Here is a 23,667-nt window from a genome sequence, read left to right as displayed (position 1 = left end):
TCACCGCGCGGTGGCCTTTTTCAATCCAGCGCAAGCTGCCGGGACAACCCCGCCAGAACCTCGCGTTCGCCATCCGTCACCCCGGCGCCGCGCGCCCGGAACAGCGTGGCCTCGCTCTGCAGCACCAGCCCGTCGGACAGAACCTTCAGGTGGTTCGCCCGCAGCGTATCCCCGGTCGAAGTGATATCGGCCACCGCCTCGGCGGTTTCGTTCTTCACCGTGCCTTCGGTCGCGCCCTGGCTGTCGACCAGCTGGTAATCGGCCACCCCGTGATCGCGCAGGAATTCCCGCACCAGCCGGTGATACTTGGTGGCGATCCGCAGCCGGAAACCGTGCGCCGCCCGGAACGCCGCCGCCGCCGCATCCAGATCGTCCAGCGTATCGACATCCACCCAGGCCGCCGGCACCGCGATCACCAGATCCGCATGGCCGAACCCCAGCCCCGCCAGCTCTTCGACCTTCTGCTCCCAGCCACCCAGCTTTTCGCGCACCAGGTCGGTGCCCGTCACGCCCAGATGAATCCGCCCCGCCGCCAGCTCGCGCGGGATCTCGCCCGCCGACAAAAGCACCAGCTCGACCCCGTCGATCCCTTCGACCGCCCCGGCATATTCCCGGTCCGAGCCGGAACGGGACAGCACGATCCCGCGCGTCCCGAACCAGTCGAAGGTCTTTTCCATCAGCCGCCCCTTGGACGGCACACCCAGCTTGATCGTCATGCCTGCCTCCCAAGCTCGAGCAGCAGACCGGGCCGGATCACACCCCCCACCGCCGGGATGGCGTCGCCCTGCCCCAGAACCCGCGTCAGCGCGTCATAGCGCCCGCCGGTCGCGACGGGCGGCAGGTCGGGCCGGGTTTCGGCGTAAAAGCCGAACACGAACCCGTCGTAATATTCCATGTTGGTCCGGCCATAGCTCGCCTCGAAATCCAGGCCGTCCACATCCACGCCCCGCGCCCGCAACGCCGCCATCCGCGCCGCAAGCTGCTCGACCGCGGGCGCGATCACCGGCATGTCCACCGCGATGTCGCGCAAACGCTCCAGCGCATAGGGCAGCGTTTCGCGCACCGACAGGATCGTGTCGATCAGCGCCACCTCGTTTTCCGGTATCGGCGGGGCGGCGGCATCCTCGTGCAGCGCATTGATCCGCGCGGCGATCTCGCGCCGGGTGCGCAGCCCGATCATCGGCGCGCAATCGGCGAACGGGTCCGCCGCCGCCAGCAAAGCGGCCCGCGCGGGCGGCACCGGCGTGCGGCCCGCAAAACGGTCGATCAGCGCACGAAACCGGCGCGGCCGCCAGATATGGCGCATCAACGCGGCCTTGCGCCGTCCGGTCGTGTTCAACGCACCGACCGCGGCCTTCAGAATGCCGATATCGCCCGTCGCCGCGCGCAGCGGCGCGCCGTCCAGCGCCTCGGCGATCAGCGCGAACACCTCGGCATCCGCCGCCGCCAGGTTCGAGCCGTCGAAAACCTCGTATCCCACCTGCGCATATTCGCTGGCGCGCGTGGCATCGTCCTCCTGCCGGCGAAAGACCGGCCCGGCATAGGTATAGCGCGCAGGCTCGGCCCCGTGCTCCATGTGCATCTGCACCACCGGCACGGTGAAATCCGGGCGCAGCATCTGCTCGCCGCGCAGCGCGTCGGATGTCACATAGGCGCGCCCGCGGATATCCTCGCCATAGAGGTCCAGCAACGTGTCCGCCGGTTGCAGGATCGAACATTCCACCGGCACCGCACCGGCCTGCGTGAACATCTCGCGCAGGCGGGCCGCCTCGCGGGTTTCGGATGCCAGCGGGGTCATAGCCCGTGCGCGTCCAGGATTTCACGCACCTTGGCGACCAGCTGATCGCGCGGCACCTCGAACTGGCTGGGCCGGTCCTTCCATTCCTCCAGCGTCGCGGTCTCGGCGATCTGCGCACCCAGGATCAAATCCTTGATCTGCACCACGCCATTGGCCTTTTCGTCGCCGCCCTCGATCACCGCGACGGGCGAATGCCGCCGGTCGGCATATTTCAACTGGTTGCCGAAATTCTTGGGATTCCCGAGATAGACTTCGGCGCGGATACCAGCCTGCCGCAACTCACCGACCATCGCCTGGTAATCGGCCATCCGGTCGCGATCCATCACCGTCACGACAACCGGCCCGACCTCGCGCGCCTCGATCCGGCCCTTCTCGCGCAGCGCCGCCAGCAGCCGGTCGACCCCGATGGACACGCCGGTCGCCGGCACCGCCTGCCCCGTAAAGCGCTTGACCAGATCGTCATAGCGCCCACCGCCCGCGACCGAGCCGAACTGCCGCTTGCGGCCCTTCTCGTCGAAGATTTCAAAGGTCAGCTCGGCCTCGAACACCGGCCCGGTGTAATAGCCGAGGCCACGCACCACCGACGGGTCGATCACGATCCGGTCGGGGCCATAGCCCTGGGCCGCCAGGAGGTCGGCGATCTGTTCCAGCTCGTCCACACCTTCGGCACCAATGACGCTTTCGCCAATCGCGCTGCGCAGGTTGGTTAACGTTTCCGCGGGTGTCTCTGCTTTTGCCGTAAGGAACTTTATTACTCTTGCGGCCGAGGACTCCGTAAGCCCTACGCCCTCAATAAATGCGCCTGATGCGTCTTCGCGGCCTTCGGTAAGAAGTTGCATAACGCCATCTTCGCCAACTTTGTCGAACTTATCGATTTGGCGCAGCACATCTAGCTTTGAAATGCTTTCAATGTTGCGACGCACCATCTCCGAATATAGTGCTTCTGCTGCCTGATTTACGGTCATTGGACGTGTATTCAATAGCAAGTCATCGCTAAGCCCAATCGCCTCCAGCACCCCGTTCAGAACCTTGCGGTTGTTCACCCGCACCACGTAATCGCCGCGCGGAATGCCCACCTCTTGCAGCGTGTCGGCCAGCATCGCGCAGATTTCCGCATCGGCGGCGACCGAGCCGCTGCCAACCGTATCCGCATCGCATTGATAGAACTGGCGATACCGCCCCGGCCCCGGCTTTTCGTTGCGCCAGACCGGTCCCATCGCATAGCGGCGGTAGGGCGTGGGCAGGTCATTGCGGTGCTGTGCATAGACGCGTGCCAGCGGCGCGGTCAGGTCATAACGCAGCGCCAGCCAATCGCCCTCGTCCTCCTGCCAGGCGAACACGCCCTCGTTCGGGCGATCCACGTCGGGCAGGAACTTGCCCAGCGCCTCGACCGTCTCGACCGCGCTCGATTCCAGGGCGTCGAACCCGTAGCGATGATAGACCCCGGCAATCGTGCGCAGCATCTCGGCACGGGTGGTTACCTCGTGCCCGAAATAGTCACGGAATCCCTTCGGCGTTTCGGCCTTGGGACGGGGGGCTTTCTTCTGCTTCGCCATGGGCGTTGTCCTTGCGTCGGAAACTCGGCCCGCGTCTAGCGCACCCCCCCTGAAAGGGCAAGCGATCCGGGCGGCAACGGCGCATGCCGTCACCGGGTTAACGACCGCGCGGTTTCGGGGCCAAACCGCACGGTTTTCGCGGCAGTGGTAACATGACACCCCAAACCAGGACCGCTTTCGGCCGGACCGGGCGCTGGCCCTGCCGGAAACCGCGCGGTTTACCGTCGGAACCGCGCGAATGGCGGTATCAATTTACCCCAAACCGCGCGCTTTTCGGGCGGGATCGCGCGGTTAACGCGCCGCACGGCTCAGATTTCGTCGAAGTCCCCACCGCGTCCGCGCCCCTGCGAAAACCGCGCCGCCCCCGCCTGCCCTTCGGATTTGAAGGCAGCGGCAGACCGCCATTCGCGCCGCAACGCCTCGGCCAGTTCCGCCCCCGGCATGCGCGCCGAAAGATGGTCCGCGCGCATGCAGGCTTGCGGGAACCGCGTCAGGCTGCGCGCCAGAATAATGGCGTTTTCCAAGGCTTTACCCGGCTCCGTCACCCGGTCGGCCAGCCCCATCGCCTGCGCCTCGGACGCGCCGACGGGCCGGCCCGTCAGGATCAGGTCATTGGCCCGCCCCTGCCCCAGGATACGCGGCAGCCGCACCGTGCCGCCATCGATCAGCGGCACCCCCCAGCGCCGGCAGAACACGCCGAAAACCGCGCTGCTCGACGCCACCCGCATGTCGCACCAAGCCGCCAATTCCAACCCACCCGCCACCGCGTGCCCTTCGATCGCGGCGATGACGGGCTTGGACAGCATCAGCCGCGACGGCCCCATCGGCCCCGGCATCGGCTGACCGGCGGGATCGCTCCAATCATTAGGAATATCAAGACCTTGCAGCCATTCATCCGCACGCCCGTCGGCGGCAGTCTTCAGGTCGAAACCGGCGCAGAACGCGCCTCCGGTGCCGGTCAGGATGGCCACGTCCAGACCGTCATCCGCCTCGAAATCGAGAAAGGCGCGATAGAGTGCGCGGGCCGTGTCGGGATCGACCGCATTGCGCTGTGCGGGCCGGTCGATACTGACCACCAGCACCCGGTCCAGACGTTCCATTGTCACCGTCATGATCCCCTCCTCATTTTTGCAGACACTCTGCCATTCCCCGCGCGGCACCGCCATGGTAACGTCCCGTTCCGCACCGCAGACGGAGACCATTATGGAACATCTGGAAGAGAAGCTCGCCCACCTGATCCGCACAGTCGACGACCTGTCGGACACGGTTGCAAGCCAGCAGGCCGAGATCGACCGCCTGACCCGTCGCGTCGCCATGTTGATGGAGCGTGAAGCCGCCCGCGAGGCCGAAGGCACCGGTGGCATCGTGCTGGGCGACGAGCGCCCGCCGCATTACTGATGGCGCGTCTGACTCTAACCGCCTGATTTCACGTCCCGTGCTACGACCCGGCCATCATGGACCAGGATGGTGGCCCAGCGTGGGCTGTCTCCGAAATGCTCGTAGACCGAGATGAACGCGGTGTCCCGTTCCAGCCGCGACACACGCGACCCGCAGGGTTTGTTTCTGCCAACCCCGCAGACTGTGCGCTTGATCTTTTCATAGGCCTTGTCGGTGTCGCTGTAAGGCAGTGACTTGGCTGGCGCACCATAACGCAGCTGTTCATGCATCGCCGGGCTGCCGAACAACGCCAGCGCGCCGGTGAACTGGCGCGCACAGCCATCGGGAAAACCGGTCAGAAAGAACGTATGCGGGGCCGTGTTGCCCGGATCGCTGTCGAAGAGGCGATATACAGGGTGGCTTTCGGGGTATTTCGCCACCTCACGGCCCATCTGGCGGCGGGGGATGTCGCAGGCTCGCGCGACAATACCGTATGGCAACTGCACCCCCGGGGTCGCGAGGCGGCCATCCGGGGCATTGGGATCGAGCGAGGCGACCTCGACACCTTCGTCCGCATCATCGCGCCCGGCATTGGCGAACAGCCCGAACAGCCCCCGGCGCTGCACGGGCTGCGCTGCGGTTTCCGATGGCGTGCCGTCTGTGGCCGTTTCGGTCGCGGCGGTCTCTGACAGCCCTGTTTCGGGGGACGGTTCGCCTTTCCGCTCCTCGGCGGCGTCGGCGGGACGGAGAAAAGCCAGCAGGCCGCTGCGGCGCGGCGTGGCCTCTTTGGCGGGATCGGCAGTATCGGCTTCGGTCTCGGACCCCGAAACGTCATCGGGCGTCGGCCGGGGTGCGGTCGTCCGGGGCCGCAACAGCCGCGCGAACAGACCGCCCTGTGTTTCCGCCTCGGCCTCGGAGGCCGGTTCCGCCATTTCGACCGTCGCGGGCGCCTCGGCCAGTTCGACCTCGGACAGGCGCGCGACGCGGTCGAACGGATTGGCGCAGCCTGCCAGGGCAAGCACCGCCGCACAGAGGACGATGGTCGGCTTCAAATCGAATTTCTCCCCGTCTCGTTGTCCGGGTTGATAGCGCAGACAGGCGGTTCGCGTCCAGCGACCCTTATCCGGCCAGCCGAAACAGGCCTAGACTTCCTGCACTTCGAGCACCCCGGCAAGCGACCTGATCGCACCCTTGATCTGCGGATTGACCGGGTATTCGACGCCGGTGTCGATCTCGACCTCGCCGGGCAGGTCCGGGTTCAGCAGGCAGAAATGGATCGGTCCCCTGCCCACGCCACGCACGGTTTCGGCCGCCCGAGAAAGCACGTTGTCGACTTGCACGATGGCGGCGGGGTCATCCACGAATATACGCAGACCTGCCGCGCCGGCATCAGCCACGATCCCGTCCATGGGCGCGACGGATCGGCCCATCGGATCGAACTGCCCTTCGTTGAACCGCGCCTCGAGCGTCATCACCACCTGGTTGGTCTGCTCGAACACCTGGCGGGTCGCTTCGAAATCGTCGCAGAACATCACCATGCCCGCGACCTGGCCGGTCGGGTCCGAGATGTTCATGCGGAAAAACCGCGTGCCCCTGCCCGATTTGCGTTCCTGCAGGCCCGACACCAGAACACCGACCTTGGCGATTGCCGCGCCTTCGCGTTCGGCCTTTTTCTGAAGCTCTTCGAGCGTGAGAACGTTCTTGCGCTTGAGCGCGGGCAGGTAGTCGTCAAGCGGATGACCAGACAGGTAGAACCCGATGGCCTTGTGTTCCTCGGCCAGGCGGTCGACCGGCAGCCAGTCTTCGGCAGGGGACAGGCGCGGTTCGGGCAGGTCGTCGCCCGCCTCGCCGAACAGCGACACCTGGCTGGAGCTTTTCTGCTCATGGATGGCGGCGGAATAGCCGACCAGTGCATCGAGGCTGTCAAAGACACGCCGCCTGTTGGGATCGAGCTGGTCGAACGCGCCCGAGCGCGCCAGCATTTCCAGCGGCCGCTTGCCGATGCGTTTCAGGTCGACCCGGCGGGCGAAATCGAACAGCGTCGCAAAGGGCTTGTCGCCGCGCGCCGCGGTGATCAGGCGCATCGCCTCGAGCCCCACGTTCTTGAGCGCGCCCAGCGCATAGACCAGCCGCCCGTCCTGCACGTCGAAGGTTTCGAGGCTACGGTTCACGCAAGGCGGCACGATTTCGATATCCAGCCCGCGCCGCACCTCTTCGGCGTAGATCGCCAGCTTGTCGGTGAGGTGAATATCGCAGTTCATCACACCGGCCATGAATTCGACCGGGTGGTTCGCCTTGAGCCACGCAGTCTGGTAGCTGACCACCGCATAGGCCGCGGCGTGCGACTTGTTGAAACCGTAGTTGGCGAATTTCTCCAGCAGGTCGAAAACCTCGGTCGCCTTTTTCTTTTCGACCCCGTTGGCCGCGGCGCCGGCCTCGAATTTCGGGCGTTCGGCGTCCATCGCCTCCTTGATCTTCTTGCCCATCGCGCGGCGCAGCAGGTCCGCGCCGCCAAGGCTGTAGCCGGCCATCTCCTGCGCGATCTGCATCACCTGTTCCTGGTAGACGATGATGCCCTGGGTTTCCTCGAGGATGTGGTCGATCAGCGGATGGATCGAGGCGCGCTCCTTGAGCCCGTTCTTGACCTCGCAATAGGTGGGGATGTTTTCCATCGGACCCGGACGATAGAGCGCGACAAGAGCCACGATGTCCTCGATGCAGGTGGGTTTCATGCGGCGCAGCGCATCCATCATGCCCGAGCTTTCCACCTGGAACACCGCAACTGTTTTCGCACTGGCGTAAAGCTTGTAGGTCGCCTCGTCATCCAGAGGGATGGCGCCGATATCGTCGACGGCCTCTTCTGGCGGGTCGTAAAGCTGCGTGCCGTCCGCCGCGATATGCAGGTGCCGCCCACCCCGGCGGATCAGATCGACCGCGTTCTGCACGACGGTCAGCGTTTTCAGACCGAGAAAGTCGAACTTCACCAGCCCGGCCTGTTCCACCCATTTCATGTTGAACTGCGTGGCCGGCATGTCCGAGCGCGGATCCTGGTAGAGCGGGACCAGACGGTCCAGCGGGCGGTCGCCGATGACCACGCCGGCCGCGTGGGTCGAGGCGTTGCGCAACAGCCCCTCGACCTGCATGCCGTAATTGAGCAGGCGGTCCACGACCTCTTCGTTGCGGGCTTCCTGGCGCAGGCGTTCCTCCTGCTTCAGCGCCTCGGCGATCGACACCGGCTTGACCCCTTCGACGGGGATCAGCTTCGACAGCCGGTCGACCTGGCCATATGGCATTTGCAGAACCCGCCCGATATCGCGCACCGCCGCCTTGGACAAAAGCGCGCCGAAGGTGATGATCTGCCCCACCTTGTCGCGGCCGTATTTTTCCTGGACGTAGCGGATCACCTCTTCGCGGCGGTCCATGCAGAAGTCGATGTCGAAGTCGGGCATGCTGACCCGCTCGGGGTTCAGAAAGCGTTCGAACAGCAGGCTGTAGCGCAGCGGATCAAGGTCGGTGATCGTCAGCGCGTAGGCCACAAGGCTACCCGCGCCCGAGCCCCGGCCGGGGCCCACGGGAATGCCCTGTTCCTTGGCCCATTTGATGAAGTCGGCCACGATCAGAAAATAACCCGGAAAGCCCATGCCCTCGATGATGCCCAGTTCGAATTCCAGGCGCTTTTCGTATTCCTCCACTGGCGCGGCATGCGGGATGACCTTGAGCCGCGCCTCCAGCCCCTCTTTTGCCTGGCGGCGCAGTTCCTCAACCTCGTCATCGGCGAATTTCGGCAGGATCGGATCGCGCTTTTCGGCCTTGTAGGCACAGCGGCGCGCGATTTCGACGGTGTTGTCGATCGCTTCGGGCAAGTCGGCGAAAAGCGTGACCATCTCCTGCTGCGACTTGAAATAATGCTGCGGCGTCAGGCGGCGGCGCGGTTCGGACTGATCGACATAGGCGCCTTCGGCGATGCAGATCAGCGCGTCATGCGCCTCGTACATGTCGGGTTTGGGAAAATAGACATCGTTCGTCGCCACCAGCGGCAGGTTCATCGCATAGGCCATCTCCACGAAACCGCGTTCGGTTTTCTGTTCAGCCTGCGGAAGCCCCCCCTCTTCGGGGTGGCGTTGCAATTCGACATAGAGCCGGTCGGGATAGATCGCGGCCAGCCGCTGCATCAACACCTCGGCACGGTCGCGCGCCCCTTCCTGCAGCAGCATCCCCACCGGGCCGTTCGGCCCACCTGACAGGCAGATCAGCCCGTCGGAAAACTCGGCCAGTTGTTCCAGCGACACCTGTGGGTCTTCGCCACCCTTGCCCACATAAAGGCAGGTGGACAGACGCATCAGGTTTTCATAACCGGTTTCGTTCTGCGCCAGCAGCACCACGCCGGCGGGCGGTTTGGGGCGCTGGCCCGGCTGCGGCTCATCATAGGTAAGGTCGACCTGGCAGCCGACAATCGGCTGGATGCCCGCGCCGCTGGCGGTGACGGAAAACTCCAGCGCGCAAAACATCGAGTTGGTATCCGTGACCGCCACGGCGGGCATCTGCATGTCTTCGCACAGACCGGGCAGCTTTTTCAGCCGCACGGCGCCTTCCAGCAGCGAATATTCGGTGTGGACCCTGAGATGAATGAATCGCGGAGAGGTGCTCATGCCGACACAATATGTGGGGTCGTGCCCCGCGAAAAGACCGGAATCTGACCAATGGGCGCAAAGCTGCGCCCTCGATGCGCGTTTTTTCTTGCCAAGCGCGCCCTGCCTTGCCTAGCCTTGGTTCCACAACAGGGAATTCGCGTGCTTTCTACGCCGCATCGAGGGCGCGCACCCCGGTAAAAGCCGGGGCAAATCTGGTAAGGCGGCAGGTTAACACCCCATGGATATCACCTTTCTTCTGAACGGAGAGAGAGTGGAGTTGCGCGACGTCGACCCGACGATGACCGCGCTTGACTGGCTGCGCGAAACGCGCGGCCTGACCGCCACGAAAGAGGGCTGCAACGAAGGCGATTGCGGCGCATGCACGGTGATGGTGACCGATGCGCAAGGCGCCCGCGCGCTGAATGCCTGCATCCTGTTCCTGCCGCAACTGCAGGGCAAGGCGCTGCGCACCGTCGAAGGGATCGCCGCACCCGATGGCGGCCTGCACCCCGTGCAACGGGCGATGGTGGACCACCATGGCAGCCAGTGCGGGTTCTGCACGCCCGGCTTTATTGCCTCGATGGCCGTCAACCACCTGAACGGCGAGACCGACCACGAAACCGCCCTTGCGGGCAACCTGTGCCGTTGCACCGGTTATGTCCCCATCCTGCGCGCCGCGCGCGCGGCCGAGGACGCGCCCGTGCCGGATCACCTGCGCGACGATGCCGGCGTTCTGGCGCAGGTGGCGCCCCCGCAGGCCTTCCAGCCCGAAACCGCCGACGACCTGGCCCGGCTATATGCCGACACCCCGGACGCAACGCTGATCGCGGGTGCGACGGATGTCGGGCTCTGGGTGACGAAACAGATGCGCGACATCGGCCCGGCGATCTTTCTGAACCGGTGTGCCGACCTGCAGCGGATCGAACGGGCGGATGGCATGCTGCGCATTGGCGCGGGCGTCACTATGGACCGTGTGCTGTCGCTGATGGAGGCACATCACCCGTCCTATGCGGGCATGATCCGGCGCTATGGATCCGCCCAGGTGCGCGCGGCGGCGACGATCGGGGGCAATATCGCCAACGGCTCGCCCATCGGGGACAACCCGCCGGCGCTGATCGCGCTGGGGGCCGTTCTGCATCTGCGCCGGGGCGATGCAAGGCGCGATATGCCGGTCGAGGATTTCTTTGTCGATTATGGCAAACAGGACCGCGCGCCGGGCGAGTTCGTCGAGGCGGTCAGCCTGCCCGAACACGCGCCTGCGCTGCGCTGCTACAAGATCTCGAAACGCTTCGACCAGGACATCTCGGCGCTGCTGGGCTGCTTCAACATCGAGGTCGCGGACGGCACCGTGCAAACGGCGCGCATCGCGTTCGGCGGCATGGCCGGAACGCCGAAGCGCGCGACCCAGGTCGAGCAGGCCCTGACCGGCCAGCCCTGGAGCGAAGCGACGATCCATGCCGCGCAGGATGCCTGGGCGCAGGATTTCACGCCGCTTTCCGACATGCGCGCAAGTGCCGATTACCGCCTGACAACGGCCCGCAACCTGCTGATGCGGTATTTTCATGACCTGTCAGGCGCCGAAACCGATGTGCGGAGGGTGCAGGCATGAGCGTCGCAAAACCCCTGCCCCACGATTCCGCGCCGCTGCACGTGACGGGCCAGGCGCGGTATGTCGATGACATCCCCGTGCCGTCCGGCACGCTGCACCTGTGTTTCGGCCTCAGTTCAATCGCCGCCGGGCGCATCACGGCGATGGACCTGTCGGCGGTGCGTGCTGCCCCCGGTGTGGTCACGGTTATCACCGCGGATGACCTGCCCTTTGCCAACGATGTCTCGCCCTCGATCCATGACGAGCCGCTATTGAGCGATGGCAGCGTGCATTACGTGGGCCAGCCGATCTTTGTCGTCGTCGCAGACAGCCACCACGCGGCCCGGCGCGCCGCAAGGCTGGGGCGGATCACCTATGACGAGGCCGCGCCGTTGCTGACGATCGAAGATGCAATGGCTGCGAACAGCTATTTCGAAGGCGGGCCGATCACATGGGCGCGCGGCGATGTGGAGGCCGCGCTCACCACCGCCCCGCACCGCATCGAAGGCCGTATCGAGATGGGCGGGCAGGAGCATTTCTATCTTGAAAGCCAGGCCGCGCTGGCCCTGCCGGGCGAAGACGGGGACATGCTGGTCCACAGCTCGACCCAGCACCCGACCGAAATCCAGCACAAGGTGGCCGAGGCATTGGGCGTGCCCATGCACAAGGTGCGCATCGAAACGCGCCGTATGGGCGGAGGGTTCGGCGGCAAGGAAAGCCAGGGCAACGCTCTGGCCGTGGCATGTGCCGTGGCCGCGCACGCCACGGGCCGGCCCTGCAAGATGCGCTATGACCGCGACGACGACATGGTGATCACGGGCAAACGCCACGATTTCCGTATCGATTACAGCGCGGGGTTCGACGGCGACGGCCGGTTGACCGGTGTGGCCTTCACGCAGATGACGCGGGGCGGATGGGCGCAGGATCTGACCCTGCCCGTGGCGGACCGTGCCATGCTGCATGCCGACAACGCGTATTTCCTGCCTGCGGTGCGGATCGAAAGCCACCGGCTGCGCACGAACACCCAGAGCGCCACCGCCTTTCGCGGATTTGGCGGACCGCAGGGCATGGTCGGGATCGAGCGGGTGATGGACCATATCGCCCACGAGCTGGGCCGCGATCCTCTGGAGGTGCGGCGGGTGAATTACTATGCCCCCGCCACGCCGCGCGGGCCGGGCACCGGGCACCGCTATGCGGGGCCACATTCGCCGGCAATTGCAGACGCCCGCAACATCACGCCCTACGGCATGGAAGTGACCGATTTCCTGCTGCATGAGATGACCGATGCGCTGGCCGGGCGCGCCGATTACGCGGCGCGGCGGCAGGCGGTGCGAGACTGGAACGCCGCCAACCCCATCCTGAAACGCGGCATCGCGCTGACCCCGGTCAAGTTCGGCATATCTTTTACCCTGACGCACCTGAACCAGGCGGGCGCGCTGGTCCATGTCTACCAGGACGGGTCGATCCATCTGAACCACGGCGGCACCGAGATGGGCCAGGGCCTGAACCAGAAGGTCGCCCAGGTCGCCGCCAGCGCCTTTGGCGTATCGATGGACGCCGTGCGCATCACCGCGACCGACACCGCCAAGGTGCCGAACACCTCGGCCACCGCCGCATCCAGCGGATCGGACCTGAACGGCATGGCCGCTCTTGCCGCCTGCGAAACGATCCGCGACCGGATCGCCGCGCATTTGGCCGAAACGCACCAGGCATCGCCCGGCTCGGTACGGTTCGAAGACGGCCGGGTGCATGTGGGCGCGACCGATCTGAGCTTTGCCGAAGCGGTGCAAAGCGCGTATTTCGCCCGTGTCAGCCTGTCGGCCACCGGGTTCTACAAGACGCCGGACCTGTCATGGGACCGCGCACGGGGCCGGGGCCGGCCGTTTTTCTATTTCGCGCATGGCGCGGCCATTACCGAGGTGGCGGTCGACACGCTGAGCGGCGAATACCGCATCCTGCGCACCGACATCCTGCACGACGCGGGCGCCAGCCTGAACCCGGCACTGGATATCGGCCAGATCGAAGGCGGGTATGTGCAGGGCGCGGGCTGGCTGACGATGGAAGAGCTGGTCTGGGACGACAAGGGCCGGCTGCGCACCCACGCGCCGTCGACCTACAAGATCCCTGCCGCATCCGACACGCCGCCGTTGTTCAATGTCGATTTGTGGAATCAGCCAAACCCGGCGGCGACGATCTATCGCTCCAAGGCGGTGGGTGAGCCGCCCTTCATGCTGGGCATCTCGGCGCTGATGGCGCTGTCGGACGCAGTGGCGGCATGTGGCACGGGCTATCCCGCGCTGGATGCACCCGCAACACCCGAGCGTGTCCTGCACGCAATACGGAGGATGCGCGGTGAGCTTTGATCTTTCACAGCTCCGCACCGCGGTTGCGGCCCACGGCAAGGTCGCCCGTGTTGTGATCGCGCGGGTCGCAGGGTCTTCCCCCCGCGAGGTGGGCGCCGCGATGCTGGTCTGGGCCGAGGGCCAATCCGGCACCATAGGCGGCGGTGCGCTGGAATACGCGGCGGCGCGAGACGCCCGCGCGGCGCTGGCCACAAGCCAGGACAGGTTGAGCCACCATGCGCTGGGGCCGGACCTGGGGCAGTGCTGCGGCGGGTCCGTGACGCTGCTGCGCGAGGTGTTCGACGCCGCGCGGCTGGATGCCTGGGAAGGGGGGCTGTCTGCCCCCCGCGGCTGCGCCGCCCCCCCCGAGAGTATTTCCGGCAAGATGAAGGACGGGCTCGTTCTGCGCCCGGTCGATGCGCCGGCAGAGATACCTCTTTCGGTGCGGCGTGTGCTGGACCGCGCGCGGGCACGGGGCGCGCAGCCGGCGCCGCAATTGCTGGATGGCTGGATGATCGAGCCTGTCTTGCGCCCGACGGTTCCGGTCTGGATATGGGGCGCCGGCCATGTGGGCCGTGCCATTGCCGATGTGCTGGCCCCCCTGCCCGAGATCGCGATCACCTGGGTCGATACCGATCAGGCGCGGTTTCCCGGCAGCATTCCCGCCGGGATCGAGGTTGTCCCCGCCACCGATCCTGCACGGCTGATGGCACATGCCCCGGCCGATGCGCATCACCTGATCCTGACCTACAGCCACGCGCTTGACCTGGCGCTGTGTGACGCCGCCCTTCGAAACGGCTTTGCCAGTGCCGGTCTGATCGGGTCGAAAACGAAATGGACCCGGTTTCGCAAGCGGTTGGCCGAGCTCGGCCACGCGCCTGCCCAAATCGCGCGCATCGCCTGCCCGATCGGCGATCCGGGCCTTGGCAAACACCCGCAGGCCATTGCCATCGGGGTGGCAGCGGGGATAGTTGGAAAAGCGCGGCGCCAAGACCGCGGAAGCGAAAGGACGGCAACGGGGTGACGGAAACTCTTTTGACCATCGAGGGCCTGACAAAGGCCTATCCGGGTGTCGTTGCCAACGACAACGTGTCCTTCACCATTCACGAGGGCGAGGTTCACGCCCTTCTTGGGGAAAACGGCGCCGGGAAATCCACCCTGGTCAAGATGATCTATGGCCTGGTGAAGCCTGACAGCGGCACGATGACCCTGCGCGGCGCGCCTTACACGCCGAGCGAACCGCGCGCGGCGCGCGCTGCAGGCGTTGCGATGGTGTTCCAGCATTTTTCGCTGTTCGACGCGCTGAACGTGGCAGAGAACATCGCCCTTGGCATGGAAAACCCGCCGGCGATGCGCGACCTGGCCGCGCGCATCCGCGAGGTCAGCGAAACCTACGGCCTGCCGATCGACCCTTACCGCACGGTGGGCGATCTGAGCGCGGGCGAGCGGCAGCGGGTCGAGATCATTCGCTGCCTTCTGCAGGATCCGCGCCTTTTGATCATGGACGAACCCACCAGCGTGTTGACCCCGCAAGAGGTCGAGATCCTGTTCCAGACCCTGCGCAAGCTGACGGCCGAAGGCGTGGCGATCCTGTATATCAGCCACAAGCTGGAAGAGATCCGCGCGTTGTGCGACCAGGCCACGATCCTGCGGCTGGGCAAGAATGTGGGCACCTGCGTACCGGCCGAAACCACCGCCCGCGAAATGGCGGAAATGATGGTCGGCAGCGCCTTTCAGGCACCCGAGCGCGCCCCGCGCGAGTTGGGCGACGTGGCGCTGGATATCACCGGCTTGTCGGTCAAGAGCCCGTCGGAGTTCGGCACGTCGCTCAGGAACCTGCACCTCACCTTACGCGCGGGCGAAATCCTGGGGCTGGGCGGCGTGGCGGGCAACGGGCAGGACGAATTGCTGGCAGCGCTTTCCGGCGAACTGCGATCGGACCCGGACTCGATCAAGCTGAAAGGGCAACCCATCGGCCGGCTCGGGCCCAATGCAAGGCGGCAGCTTGGCCTGCTGACCGCACCCGAGGAACGCCTGGGCCACGCCGCCGCCCCGGACATGAGCCTGACGGAAAACGCCGCCCTGACCGGCGCCCAGCGCGAGGGGCTGGTGTCCAACGGGTTCCTGAAATGGGGCAAGGCGCGCGACTTTGCCGAAGCCGTGATCGCCCGCTTCGACGTGCGCACCCCCGGCCCCGGCACCGCCGCACGCGCGCTGTCGGGCGGCAACCTGCAGAAATTCGTGATCGGCCGCGAGGTCATGCAGCGCCCCGAAGTGCTGGTGGTGAACCAGCCCACATGGGGCGTGGATGCCAGTGCCGCGGCCGCGATCCGACAGGCGCTGCTGGATCTTGCGGGCCAGGGCACCGCGGTGCTTGTGATCAGCCAGGATCTGGACGAACTGATGGAGATCAGCGACCGCTTCGGCGCACTGAACGAAGGCCGTCTGAGCGATATCCGCCCGGCCCAGGATCTGAGCGTGGACGAGATCGGCCTGATGATGGGCGGCGCGCACGGGATGGAGGTGGCCCATGTGTGACCTGCAAACAGGCGGAAACGGGAGGGCCGTGGGATGCTGAAACTGGAAAAGCGCCCGCAGCCGTCGCGTATGTGGACGTACCTGACGCCGCTTGTGGCGGTGTTGTTGACGATGCTGGCAGGCGCGGCGCTGTTTGCCTTTCTGGGCAAGGATCCGATCCTGTCGATCCGCACGATTTTCTGGGAGCCGCTGTTTTCCGAATTCGCCTTTTACTACCGCCCGCAGCTGTTGGTGAAGGGCGCGCCGCTGGTTCTGATCGCCATCGGGCTGAGCCTGGGGTTCAAGGCGGGGATCTGGAACATCGGGGCCGAAGGGCAGTACATCATCGGCGCATTGTGCGGGGCCGGCGTGGCCCTGGCCTTTTACCCGCTGGAGGCGTGGTTCATCTTTCCGCTTATGGTCCTGGCAGGCGCGCTTGGCGGTTGGGCCTGGGCGATGATTCCGGCATTGCTGAAGGTGCGGTTCGGTACGAACGAAATCCTCGTCTCGCTCATGCTGGTCTACGTGGCCGAGCAATTGCTCGCCTCGATGTCGCTGGGGCTTTTGAAAAACCCCGAAGGCTTCGGCTTTCCGGGCAGCCGTAACCTGCAGCAATATCCCAGCGCGCATAATGCCGAGCTGATCGCAGGGACGAGCATGCATTGGGGCGTTGTCGCTGCGTTCATCGCCGTGATCCTGACCTACATACTGCTCAACCGTCACATTCTGGGCTTTCACATCCGCCTGACCGGCGAGTCCCCCAAGGCCGCGCGGTTCGCCGGGGTGAACCCCGCGCGGCTGATCCTGTTCTGCCTTGGTACGGCCGGGGCGCTGGCGGGAATGGCCGGATTGTTCGAAGTTTCCGGCCCGTCGGGGCAGGTCAGCATCGATTTCAACGTGGGCTACGGGTTTACCGCTATCATCGTCGCCTTTCTTGGCCGGTTGCACCCGGTGGGCATCCTACTGGCCGGGGCGCTGATGGCGCTGACCTATATCGGGGGCGAGATCGCGCAATCCAAACTGGGGCTGCCTGCCGCGGCGATCCAGGTGTTCCAGGGGATGTTGCTGTTTTTCCTTCTGGCGGTCGACGTGACCACGAATTACCGCATCCGCTGGACGAAACGAGAGGTGGCGTAAGATGGATTTCAGCTCGATCAACCCGATCCTGCTGCTGGCCTCTCTGATGGTCATGGCAACGCCGCTGCTGCTGGCCGCCACGGGCGAATTGGTGGTGGAAAAGGCGGGCGTTCTGAACCTTGGGGTCGAGGGGATGATGATCACCGGCGCGATCTGCGGCTTTGCCATCGCGGTGAACACGGGATCGCCGATCCTGGGCCTGTTCGCCGCCGCGGCCGGTGGGGCGGCACTGTCGCTGCTGTTTGCGATACTCACCCAGTTCGCGCTGGCAAACCAGGTCGCATCGGGCCTTTCCCTGACGCTGTTCGGGCTGGGTCTGTCGGCGCTGATCGGACAGGGGTACCAGGGGATCAAGCCCCCACCCTTTCCGCGGCTGGAAATTCCGCTTCTGTCCGATATCCCGGTGCTGGGGCCGATCCTGTTCCGCCACGATATCGTCGTCTATTTCGGGATCGCGCTGGTCGTCGCGGTCTGGTGGGTGCTCAAGAACACGCGCGCCGGCCTGGTTCTGCGGGCGGTGGGCGAAAACCACGACGCGGCCCATGCGCTTGGCTACAAGGTGGTGCGCATCCGCATCCTGGCCATCATGTTCGGCGGCGCCTGCGCAGGCCTTGGCGGGGCCTATATCAGCCTGATCCGCGTTCCGCAGTGGACCGAGGGGATGACGGCGGGTATCGGCTGGATCGCGCTGGCGCTGGTCGTCTTCGCAAGCTGGAAGCCCTGGCGCGTGATGCTGGGTGCCTATCTTTTCGGCGGGGTCACCGTCATACAGTTGAACCTGCAAGCCGCCGGTGTTGCCATTCCCGTCGAATACTTGGCAATGTCGCCCTATCTGATCACGATCCTCGTGCTCGTCATCATGTCGGCTGATAAAAGCAGCGCGCCTGCTTCTCTCGGCCGGTCTTTCCATGCCTCGCAATGAGGCCAAAACACCAACCACTAGGGGGAACCTTACATGCAATTCACCAAGCTTCTGGCAACAGCTGCCGTAGCACTGGGCCTGGCCACCACGGCCATGGCGCAGGACAAGACCAAGGTCGGTTTTGTCTATGTCGGCCCGGTCGGCGACGGCGGATGGACCTATGAACACAACCAGGGCCGCCTGGCCGTGGAAGAGCATTTCGGCGACAAGGTCGAAACCGTCTTTGTCGAATCCGTGCCCGAAGGCCCGGACGCCGAGCGCGTGATGACCCAGATGGCGCTGGAAGGTGCCGACCTGATCTTTACGACTTCGTTCGGCTACATGGACCCGACGATCAACGTGGCGCAGAAATTCCCGAACGTGAAATTCGAACATGCCACCGGCTACAAGCGCGCGGACAACGTGTCGACCTACTCGGCCCGTTTCTATGAAGGCCGCGCCATCCAGGGCCATATCGCCGGCAAGATGACCAAGTCGAACATCGTGGGCTATATCGGATCCTACCCGATCCCCGAGGTCATTCGCGGCATCAACTCGGCCTTTATCCACGCCCGCAAGGCCAACCCGGATGTCCAGTTCAAGATCGTCTGGGCCTACACCTGGTTCGACCCCGCAAAAGAAGCGGACGCCGCCAAGGTGCTGATCGAACAAGGCGCCGACGTGGTTCTGCAGCACACCGACTCGACCGCGCCGCAGGCTGCCGCACAAGCCGCCGGCAACGTCATCACCTTTGGCCAGGCATCGGACATGGGTGAATACGCGCCGATGCCGCGAGTCAGCTCGATCATCGACAACTGGGCGCCCTACTACATCGCGCGCACCCAGGCGGTTATCGACGGCACATGGGAATCGACCGACACCTGGGACGGGATCGCCCCCGGCATGGTCGGCATCGGCGAGATCTCGGATGCGGTTCCCGCCGACGTGAAGGCCGAGGCGCTGGCACTGAAAGACGCCATCGCGAAGGGTGAATACCACCCCTTCACCGGCCCGCTGAACAAGCAGGACGGCAGCGCATGGCTGGCGGATGGCGAAGTGGCCGACGACGGCACCCTGCTGGGCATGAACTTCTACGTCGAAGGTATCGAAGGCGACATCCCGCAATAATCGGTTCGCCAAGAACCCCGAAAGGCCCGCCCAACCGGCGGGCCTTTTTCATTGGCGGCGCCAAGCGTCGAAAAGCACGCCTTTCGCATCACGCAAAGATCGGAAGGAAGGATTGGCAGGGGCAGCAGGGCTCGAACCCGCGACCTACGGTTTTGGAGACCGTCGCTCTACCAGCTGAGCTATACCCCTAGGCCGGGGTGACGGATACGATGCCGCCTGTCCGAAATCAAGGGCGATTTTCGCACCTTTTCCGCAGCGTCTCTATTTCGCGGCCTTCAGGAATGACTTGAACACAAGCGCAGCGTATTCGGCCGATTTATGACCGATATCGCCGCTGTCCTGCGCGCCTTCGACGGCGTATTTCGGATCGGTGAAGATACCCCTGATGATCGTCTCTTCGGGCTGGCGCAGAAGCGTCACGCCATCGGGTTCGAGTATCTGCTCGAACGCCGACCAGATCGCAGCGCGATCGGGTTTTCCGGCATCGGCCGCAAGGGGATAGTCATCGGCCAGCTTCTGCGCGGCGGCATTGCCCTGCACGCCCCACGTCCAGAGCGGGGCGGGCGCAAAGAAAACACGCGACTTGCCCGAGGCGCCGAAATTGCGTGCGATCCTGGCCATGCGCCTGTCGGCAAGAAACCCCCTGGCGCCCGCTTGCAGCACCGCCGCGCTTATGCCGTTCTGCGGATCGCGCAACCGTTGCAGGTAGGGCGGCATGAAATCGGCCATCCGCAAACGTGCGCCGAAGAACAGGTAGATATCGAAATCCCCCGGCGCCAGCGCCTCGCGGCCCTGCCCGTTGACCTGGGCGACCATTTCCGCCGCTTGCGGGCTGGTGGGACGCACAACGCCGTCGATTATGTCGATCTGGCGAAATTGCGGGCCCGTGGCGCCCCAGAACTCGATATCGAAACCCGCAGGCTTGATAAGCCCCGCATCCAGCGCCTTGCGCAGACTGCCGATATGGCTGTCGCCGAAAACGCAGAGCCGTTTACTTCGCGAAGGCACCTAAAAGCTCCTCTTCGCATGCGAGTTCGTCAACGCGCGCGGGCTTGGCCGCCGCTTTCTTGCGCTTTGGCATCTTGGGCGCACCGAAAACGCGGGCCTGATCGGCAAAGAAATGTGTCATCACGGTATCCACCCCGGCCTTTTCAACGCTGCGCATGTTGGGTGCAAAGAACATGCCACGGAAAACCGGGTGCGTGATGATTTCGTAGGACGGGAAATAATCGACAAATTTCAGTTCGGTGACCATCTGGCCGGCGATCGCGCGCAGCACCGACTTGGAATAGGTGGTGGCTGTCAGAACATGCTGCCCCGATGCGGTGGCCGTCAACGGCACCGGCGACACGGTCAGCAGAACCTTTAGCCCGGCATTCTCGGCCCGCATCAGGCGCATTGCCTGTTGCAGTTCCTTGTAGAGCGCGCGGAACCCGCCATTGCGGAACACATGGCGGTCCGGATCGAAGGCGGCCCCCTTTACCGTGCCGGGGCACAGCGCGTATTGCAGGCCGGTTTCGGCGTTTTCCCAACTTTCCGTCAGGCCCAGCGTAAAGACGAAGATATCGGCGCTGCGCACGGCATCCCGCAGCGCGGCCAGCGTCGCCTCGCGCGCGGTGCGCAGTTCCTTTTCGCTTGCAAACCCGTCCGGTTCGATCACGGGGCGCAACGGGTCGTAGAAACGTCCGTCCTGTTCCCAAACCTCGTCCGGCACCTCACCCGTGCCAAAGGCCAGTTGCAGCCACTGCAACAGCATCTTGGGCGTATAGATGTTCCCGGTGCGAAAACTGAATATGCCATAGTTGAACCGCCGCGCATCCTCGTCCGTCATGAAGGGGGGCGCGGGTTCCGCATCGTGCCACTGATACCCACGCGCGCCGAGCGCGCGGCCGATATGCTGGGCGAAACAGCTTCCGGCGGTCACGATCCGGTCGCGGGGGCGAATGCGGAATTTCGGGTTCCAAAGACCAGTCAGGCCATGCGCTCCGGCCTCGGCCACTGCCGGACGCCAAAAAGCCTCGGACCCAAGCGAGGAATACGGGTTGCTCATCTGCCGGTCGCCTCTGTGAACCGTTTGCGCGGGGTTTTGCCCCGTTTTCGTTGCGAAAACGCTAGCAGAGGCCGTTTAGCCGTTCAACTATCCGCGCCGGCCAAGCATCTATTCCGCTGCAAGCGGTGCAGCAAACCGGGGACTTTGAACCACACCCTTGTCGAAAAGCCGCGCGATCTCGGTGTCGCACATCCCCACGACATCGCCCAGGATTTCTTCGGTATGCATCCCGAGCGCGGGCGCAGGCTGCGGTTCAGTGCGGGGTGCAGCCGAAAAGTTCATCGGGGTGCCCGGCACCGGGAACCGCCCCAATCCCGGCTGGTCCAGCATCGAGAAGATCGGGTTGTCCATCGACAGGTCCGGGTCTTCGGCCACGGCCTCTTTCACTGTGCGGAACTGTGACCAGGTCAGGCCAGCCTTGTTAAAATCCACCGCGAAATCGTCGACCCGGCGCGTGGCAAAGAACGGGCGCAGGATGTCGGTGATCTCGTGGCGCAGTTCCCAGCGCACGGCTTCGTCCATCAGGTCGCGCCCCTTGCGGGCGGCCAGACGCGCCATCGCGTCGGTCGTTCCGGTTGCGCTGACCAGCCCCTTCCACTGCCGTTCGGTCAGCCCGATCACCATCACGCGCTTGCCGTCGGCACAAAGGAAATCCTGCCCGTATGCGCCATAAAGCGCATTGCCGGATTTGCCCCGTTGTTCTTCGTTAAGGACGGCATCGCCGATCATCCCGAGATTGCCCAGCATCGCCGCCGCCACGTCCTTGAGCGCGATTTCCACGTCCTGTCCGTTTCCATGCCGCAACCGGTGCCGTTCGGCTGCCAGCAGGGCCGAGACACACATATTGCCTGCAATGCAATCCCACGCCGGCAGGGCGTTGGCCACCGGGTCGGCGTGGCCTTCGGGACCGGTGATGTCGGGGATGCCAAGCGCGGGATTGACGGTATAGTCCACTTGCGGGCGGCCGTGGCGGTCGCCTGTCAGGGTGACCATGATCAGATCGTCCCGGAACTGGCTGAGCGTTTCGTAATCCATCCATCCGCGCACCCGCAGGTTTGTCAGGAACAAGCCCGCATCCTCGCCAGGGGCGGTGACGATCCGCGTCACCAACTCGCGTCCCTCGGCGGATTTCATGTCGACGGCAATGGATTTCTTGCCCTTGTTCAGGCCAGCCCAGAACAGGCTTTGCCCCGAAGGCGCGACAGGCAGGCGGTTGGCGTCCAGCCCGCCGCCAATGCGATCGAAGCGGATGACCTCGGCCCCCATCTGCGCCAGCGTCATGCCCGCCAGCGGCACCGCGACAAAGGCCGATCCCTCGACCACGCGCATCCCCTTGAGAAGCTGGGTCATACCGTGCCCTCCCAGATGGCCGTGGCCTGCATGCCCTGATGGCCGTTCTGCCCGGTGCACAGGCTCAGGCTGCCGTCCTCGTCCTCGACCGCCATGATGTCGAGCGCCTCGCCATGGAACATCGGATGCACACCGCGAAAGTCGAACTGCACCGGGCGGCGCCCCATGTGATCGCAGGCCGCCTGCATCAGCAGCGTCGCCTGCAACGGTCCGTGCACGACAAGGCCGGGGTAGTGCTCGACCTCCTGCGCATAGGCCAGGTCATAGTGGATGCGATGCGCATTGAAAGTGACGGCGGAATAGCGGAACAACAGGGTTTCCGACATCGGCACCACGTTGTGCAGAACCGGCTTGTCCGGCACCGGCAGCTTTTTCGGCGGCGTGTAGCTGTCGGGGATCGCGAGATAGACGATGTCCTGGCGTTCTTCGACCGCAAGGCCGCGCTCACCATAGATCGCATGATCGACGGTGACGAACACCATCGGCCCGGCCTTGCCGTCCTTTTCCACCACGGACCGGATCGACGAGCGCCGCTCCATCACTTCGCCGACGCGCAAGGGCGCATAGAAGTTCAGGCTGCCGCCGGCCCACATCCGGCGATCGAGGCGCAGCTTGGGCAGGAAGCCACCGGTTGCCGGGTGGCCGTCACGCCCCAGTTCGGCCATCGGGGCCGTCGGCGGGAAGGCGCACCAATGCCAGAGCGGAGGCAGTGCATCGCCGGATTTCGGAGAGCGGTTGCGCGGCGATCCAAGCGTCGCATGAATTTGCGCGGCCATCAGGGGCGTCACGCCACCCTGCTCGGTGCGGCTGCGGCCTTCCCAGGCCTTCACATTGATCTGGTCCATTGCGCTCCTCCCTTGGAAGTCACCCTCCAAAAGCCCCGCAGCGCAACAAAAAATCAAGTATTTTTAATGACTTAGCTGTATACCGTGATATACCGAACCGCCATGCTGCACCTGCACCTGGACCGTGGTGCATTGAAAACATATCGAAAAAACGCGATCCTTTCGCACGCGCAGCAACCCCGCCTGCAACGCGATAATCCGCTCATACTTTGCGCGAATACAATCGTATGCCGGAAAACCGGGCGTTGTGTGCAAAGGGATACGGAATCTGTCATCCCTGCGCGCGGTCGCGGACAAAAGAAAAAGGCCGCTGTCACCAGCGGCCTTTTCCGTGTTTCCGGTTGGGACCGGATTACTCGATGATTTTCGAGACGACGCCGGCGCCGACGGTGCGGCCGCCTTCGCGGATGGCGAAGCGCAGACCGTCTTCCATGGCGATCGGAGCGA

19 protein-coding genes and 1 tRNA gene are annotated in these 23,667 nt (G+C 64.8%); 8 read left to right on the top strand and 12 right to left on the bottom strand.

All coding sequences use genetic code 11. The annotated features are described in order from the left end of the window. Positions 1-20 precede the first annotated feature (20 nt). The 4 genes from hisG to BLT50_RS17685 all read right to left on the bottom strand — a co-directional run bounded on the left by hisG (position 21) and on the right by BLT50_RS17685 (position 4,466). Complete coding sequence (hisG, locus tag BLT50_RS17700) at positions 21-716, bottom strand: ATP phosphoribosyltransferase (RefSeq protein WP_090030462.1); 696 nt, start codon at positions 714-716, stop codon at positions 21-23. Beyond that, positions 713-1,798 (bottom strand): ATP phosphoribosyltransferase regulatory subunit, encoded by a 1,086-nt coding sequence (locus BLT50_RS17695; protein ID WP_090030460.1) that lies wholly within the window; start codon positions 1,796-1,798, stop codon positions 713-715. Before BLT50_RS17695 ends, hisG begins: the two co-directional genes overlap by 4 nt. Further along, entirely contained in the window at positions 1,795-3,354 is a 1,560-nt protein-coding gene (hisS, locus tag BLT50_RS17690; RefSeq protein ID WP_090030458.1) for a histidine--tRNA ligase, read from the bottom strand. Before hisS ends, BLT50_RS17695 begins: the two co-directional genes overlap by 4 nt. 308 nt (positions 3,355-3,662) lie before the next feature. After that, on the bottom strand, positions 3,663-4,466 hold the full coding sequence (locus BLT50_RS17685; protein WP_090030484.1) for a crotonase/enoyl-CoA hydratase family protein: 804 nt from the start codon (positions 4,464-4,466) through the stop codon (positions 3,663-3,665). A gap of 91 nt (positions 4,467-4,557) precedes the next feature. Between BLT50_RS17685 and BLT50_RS17680 the strand changes: the two genes are divergently transcribed. Continuing rightward, entirely contained in the window at positions 4,558-4,752 is a 195-nt protein-coding gene (locus BLT50_RS17680; RefSeq protein ID WP_090030456.1) for a SlyX family protein, read from the top strand. Positions 4,753-4,766: 14 nt separating this feature from the next. Here BLT50_RS17680 and BLT50_RS17675 read toward each other — a convergent pair whose 3' ends face one another. Beyond that, complete coding sequence (locus BLT50_RS17675) at positions 4,767-5,783, bottom strand: hypothetical protein (RefSeq protein ID WP_090030454.1); 1,017 nt, start codon at positions 5,781-5,783, stop codon at positions 4,767-4,769. Between the two features lie 90 nt (positions 5,784-5,873). Beyond that, positions 5,874-9,380, bottom strand: a complete 3,507-nt coding sequence (dnaE, locus tag BLT50_RS17670) for a DNA polymerase III subunit alpha (protein ID WP_090030452.1) — start codon at positions 9,378-9,380, stop codon at positions 5,874-5,876. A gap of 220 nt (positions 9,381-9,600) precedes the next feature. Here dnaE and xdhA point away from each other — a divergent pair, with 220 nt between their 5' ends. Genes xdhA through BLT50_RS17635 form a run of 7 tightly spaced genes read left to right on the top strand, consistent with a single transcriptional unit; the run spans position 9,601 to position 18,975 of the window. Continuing rightward, positions 9,601-10,971 carry a xanthine dehydrogenase small subunit gene (xdhA, locus tag BLT50_RS17665; RefSeq protein ID WP_090030450.1) on the top strand — a complete coding sequence of 457 codons (1,371 nt, stop codon included), beginning with the start codon at positions 9,601-9,603 and terminating at the stop codon, positions 10,969-10,971. Next, the gene (gene xdhB / locus BLT50_RS17660) at positions 10,968-13,313 is read left to right on the top strand and encodes a xanthine dehydrogenase molybdopterin binding subunit (protein WP_090030448.1); all 2,346 of its coding nucleotides are present in this window, start codon (positions 10,968-10,970) and stop codon (positions 13,311-13,313) included. The genes xdhA and xdhB overlap by 4 nt, the downstream gene beginning before the upstream one ends. Further along, positions 13,303-14,316 (top strand): xanthine dehydrogenase accessory protein XdhC, encoded by a 1,014-nt coding sequence (gene xdhC / locus BLT50_RS17655; protein WP_090030446.1) that lies wholly within the window; start codon positions 13,303-13,305, stop codon positions 14,314-14,316. Before xdhB ends, xdhC begins: the two co-directional genes overlap by 11 nt. Then, positions 14,313-15,830 (top strand): ABC transporter ATP-binding protein, encoded by a 1,518-nt coding sequence (locus BLT50_RS17650; RefSeq protein WP_090030445.1) that lies wholly within the window; start codon positions 14,313-14,315, stop codon positions 15,828-15,830. Before xdhC ends, BLT50_RS17650 begins: the two co-directional genes overlap by 4 nt. Before the next feature lie 33 nt (positions 15,831-15,863). Next, complete coding sequence (locus tag BLT50_RS17645; protein WP_090030443.1) at positions 15,864-16,946, top strand: ABC transporter permease; 1,083 nt, start codon at positions 15,864-15,866, stop codon at positions 16,944-16,946. A 1-nt stretch (position 16,947) separates the two neighbouring features. Further along, the gene (locus tag BLT50_RS17640; RefSeq protein WP_090030441.1) at positions 16,948-17,868 is read left to right on the top strand and encodes an ABC transporter permease; all 921 of its coding nucleotides are present in this window, start codon (positions 16,948-16,950) and stop codon (positions 17,866-17,868) included. A gap of 33 nt (positions 17,869-17,901) precedes the next feature. Continuing rightward, positions 17,902-18,975, top strand: a complete 1,074-nt coding sequence (locus BLT50_RS17635) for a BMP family ABC transporter substrate-binding protein (RefSeq protein WP_090030438.1) — start codon at positions 17,902-17,904, stop codon at positions 18,973-18,975. A 113-nt stretch (positions 18,976-19,088) separates the two neighbouring features. Here the strand turns inward: BLT50_RS17635 and BLT50_RS17630 are convergent. The 6 genes from BLT50_RS17630 to BLT50_RS17605 all read right to left on the bottom strand — a co-directional run. Beyond that, positions 19,089-19,164, bottom strand: a tRNA-Trp gene (locus BLT50_RS17630). A gap of 72 nt (positions 19,165-19,236) precedes the next feature. After that, positions 19,237-19,983, bottom strand: coding sequence for a hypothetical protein (locus tag BLT50_RS17625; RefSeq protein WP_090030436.1), 747 nt, complete (start codon positions 19,981-19,983; stop codon positions 19,237-19,239). Further along, positions 19,967-21,025 carry a GSCFA domain-containing protein gene (locus tag BLT50_RS17620; RefSeq protein ID WP_090030434.1) on the bottom strand — a complete coding sequence of 353 codons (1,059 nt, stop codon included), beginning with the start codon at positions 21,023-21,025 and terminating at the stop codon, positions 19,967-19,969. Before BLT50_RS17620 ends, BLT50_RS17625 begins: the two co-directional genes overlap by 17 nt. Positions 21,026-21,133: 108 nt before the next feature. Further along, the gene (locus tag BLT50_RS17615; protein WP_090030431.1) at positions 21,134-22,375 is read right to left on the bottom strand and encodes a CoA transferase; all 1,242 of its coding nucleotides are present in this window, start codon (positions 22,373-22,375) and stop codon (positions 21,134-21,136) included. Beyond that, positions 22,372-23,220, bottom strand: coding sequence for an HTD2 family dehydratase (locus tag BLT50_RS17610; RefSeq protein ID WP_245723446.1), 849 nt, complete (start codon positions 23,218-23,220; stop codon positions 22,372-22,374). Before BLT50_RS17610 ends, BLT50_RS17615 begins: the two co-directional genes overlap by 4 nt. 352 nt (positions 23,221-23,572) lie before the next feature. After that, on the bottom strand, positions 23,573-23,667 hold a 95-nt coding region (locus BLT50_RS17605; RefSeq protein ID WP_207545791.1), incomplete at its 5' end, for an EF-Tu C-terminal domain-related protein.

This window comes from Lutimaribacter saemankumensis, assembly GCF_900100005.1.
Taxonomy (GTDB): domain Bacteria; phylum Pseudomonadota; class Alphaproteobacteria; order Rhodobacterales; family Rhodobacteraceae; genus Lutimaribacter; species Lutimaribacter saemankumensis.
The sequence above is the reverse complement of the archived record's forward strand: the minus strand, read 5'-3'. Positions and strand labels throughout refer to the sequence as shown.

Bases quoted from the DNA above. Each gene is read 5' to 3' on its own strand.
- hisG (WP_090030462.1), bottom strand. From the start codon at position 716: ATGACGATCAAGCTGGGTGTGCCGTCCAAGGGGCGGCTGATGGAAAAG.
- BLT50_RS17695 (WP_090030460.1), bottom strand. From the start codon at position 1,798: ATGACCCCGCTGGCATCCGAAACCCGCGAGGCGGCCCGCCTGCGCGAG.
- hisS (WP_090030458.1), bottom strand. From the start codon at position 3,354: ATGGCGAAGCAGAAGAAAGCCCCCCGTCCCAAGGCCGAAACGCCGAAG.
- BLT50_RS17685 (WP_090030484.1), bottom strand. From the start codon at position 4,466: ATGACGGTGACAATGGAACGTCTGGACCGGGTGCTGGTGGTCAGTATC.
- BLT50_RS17680 (WP_090030456.1), top strand. From the start codon at position 4,558: ATGGAACATCTGGAAGAGAAGCTCGCCCACCTGATCCGCACAGTCGAC.
- dnaE (WP_090030452.1), bottom strand. From the start codon at position 9,380: ATGAGCACCTCTCCGCGATTCATTCATCTCAGGGTCCACACCGAATAT.
- xdhA (WP_090030450.1), top strand. From the start codon at position 9,601: ATGGATATCACCTTTCTTCTGAACGGAGAGAGAGTGGAGTTGCGCGAC.
- xdhB (WP_090030448.1), top strand. From the start codon at position 10,968: ATGAGCGTCGCAAAACCCCTGCCCCACGATTCCGCGCCGCTGCACGTG.
- BLT50_RS17645 (WP_090030443.1), top strand. From the start codon at position 15,864: ATGCTGAAACTGGAAAAGCGCCCGCAGCCGTCGCGTATGTGGACGTAC.
- BLT50_RS17640 (WP_090030441.1), top strand. From the start codon at position 16,948: ATGGATTTCAGCTCGATCAACCCGATCCTGCTGCTGGCCTCTCTGATG.
- BLT50_RS17635 (WP_090030438.1), top strand. From the start codon at position 17,902: ATGCAATTCACCAAGCTTCTGGCAACAGCTGCCGTAGCACTGGGCCTG.
- BLT50_RS17620 (WP_090030434.1), bottom strand. From the start codon at position 21,025: ATGAGCAACCCGTATTCCTCGCTTGGGTCCGAGGCTTTTTGGCGTCCG.
- BLT50_RS17615 (WP_090030431.1), bottom strand. From the start codon at position 22,375: ATGACCCAGCTTCTCAAGGGGATGCGCGTGGTCGAGGGATCGGCCTTT.
- BLT50_RS17610 (WP_245723446.1), bottom strand. From the start codon at position 23,220: ATGGACCAGATCAATGTGAAGGCCTGGGAAGGCCGCAGCCGCACCGAG.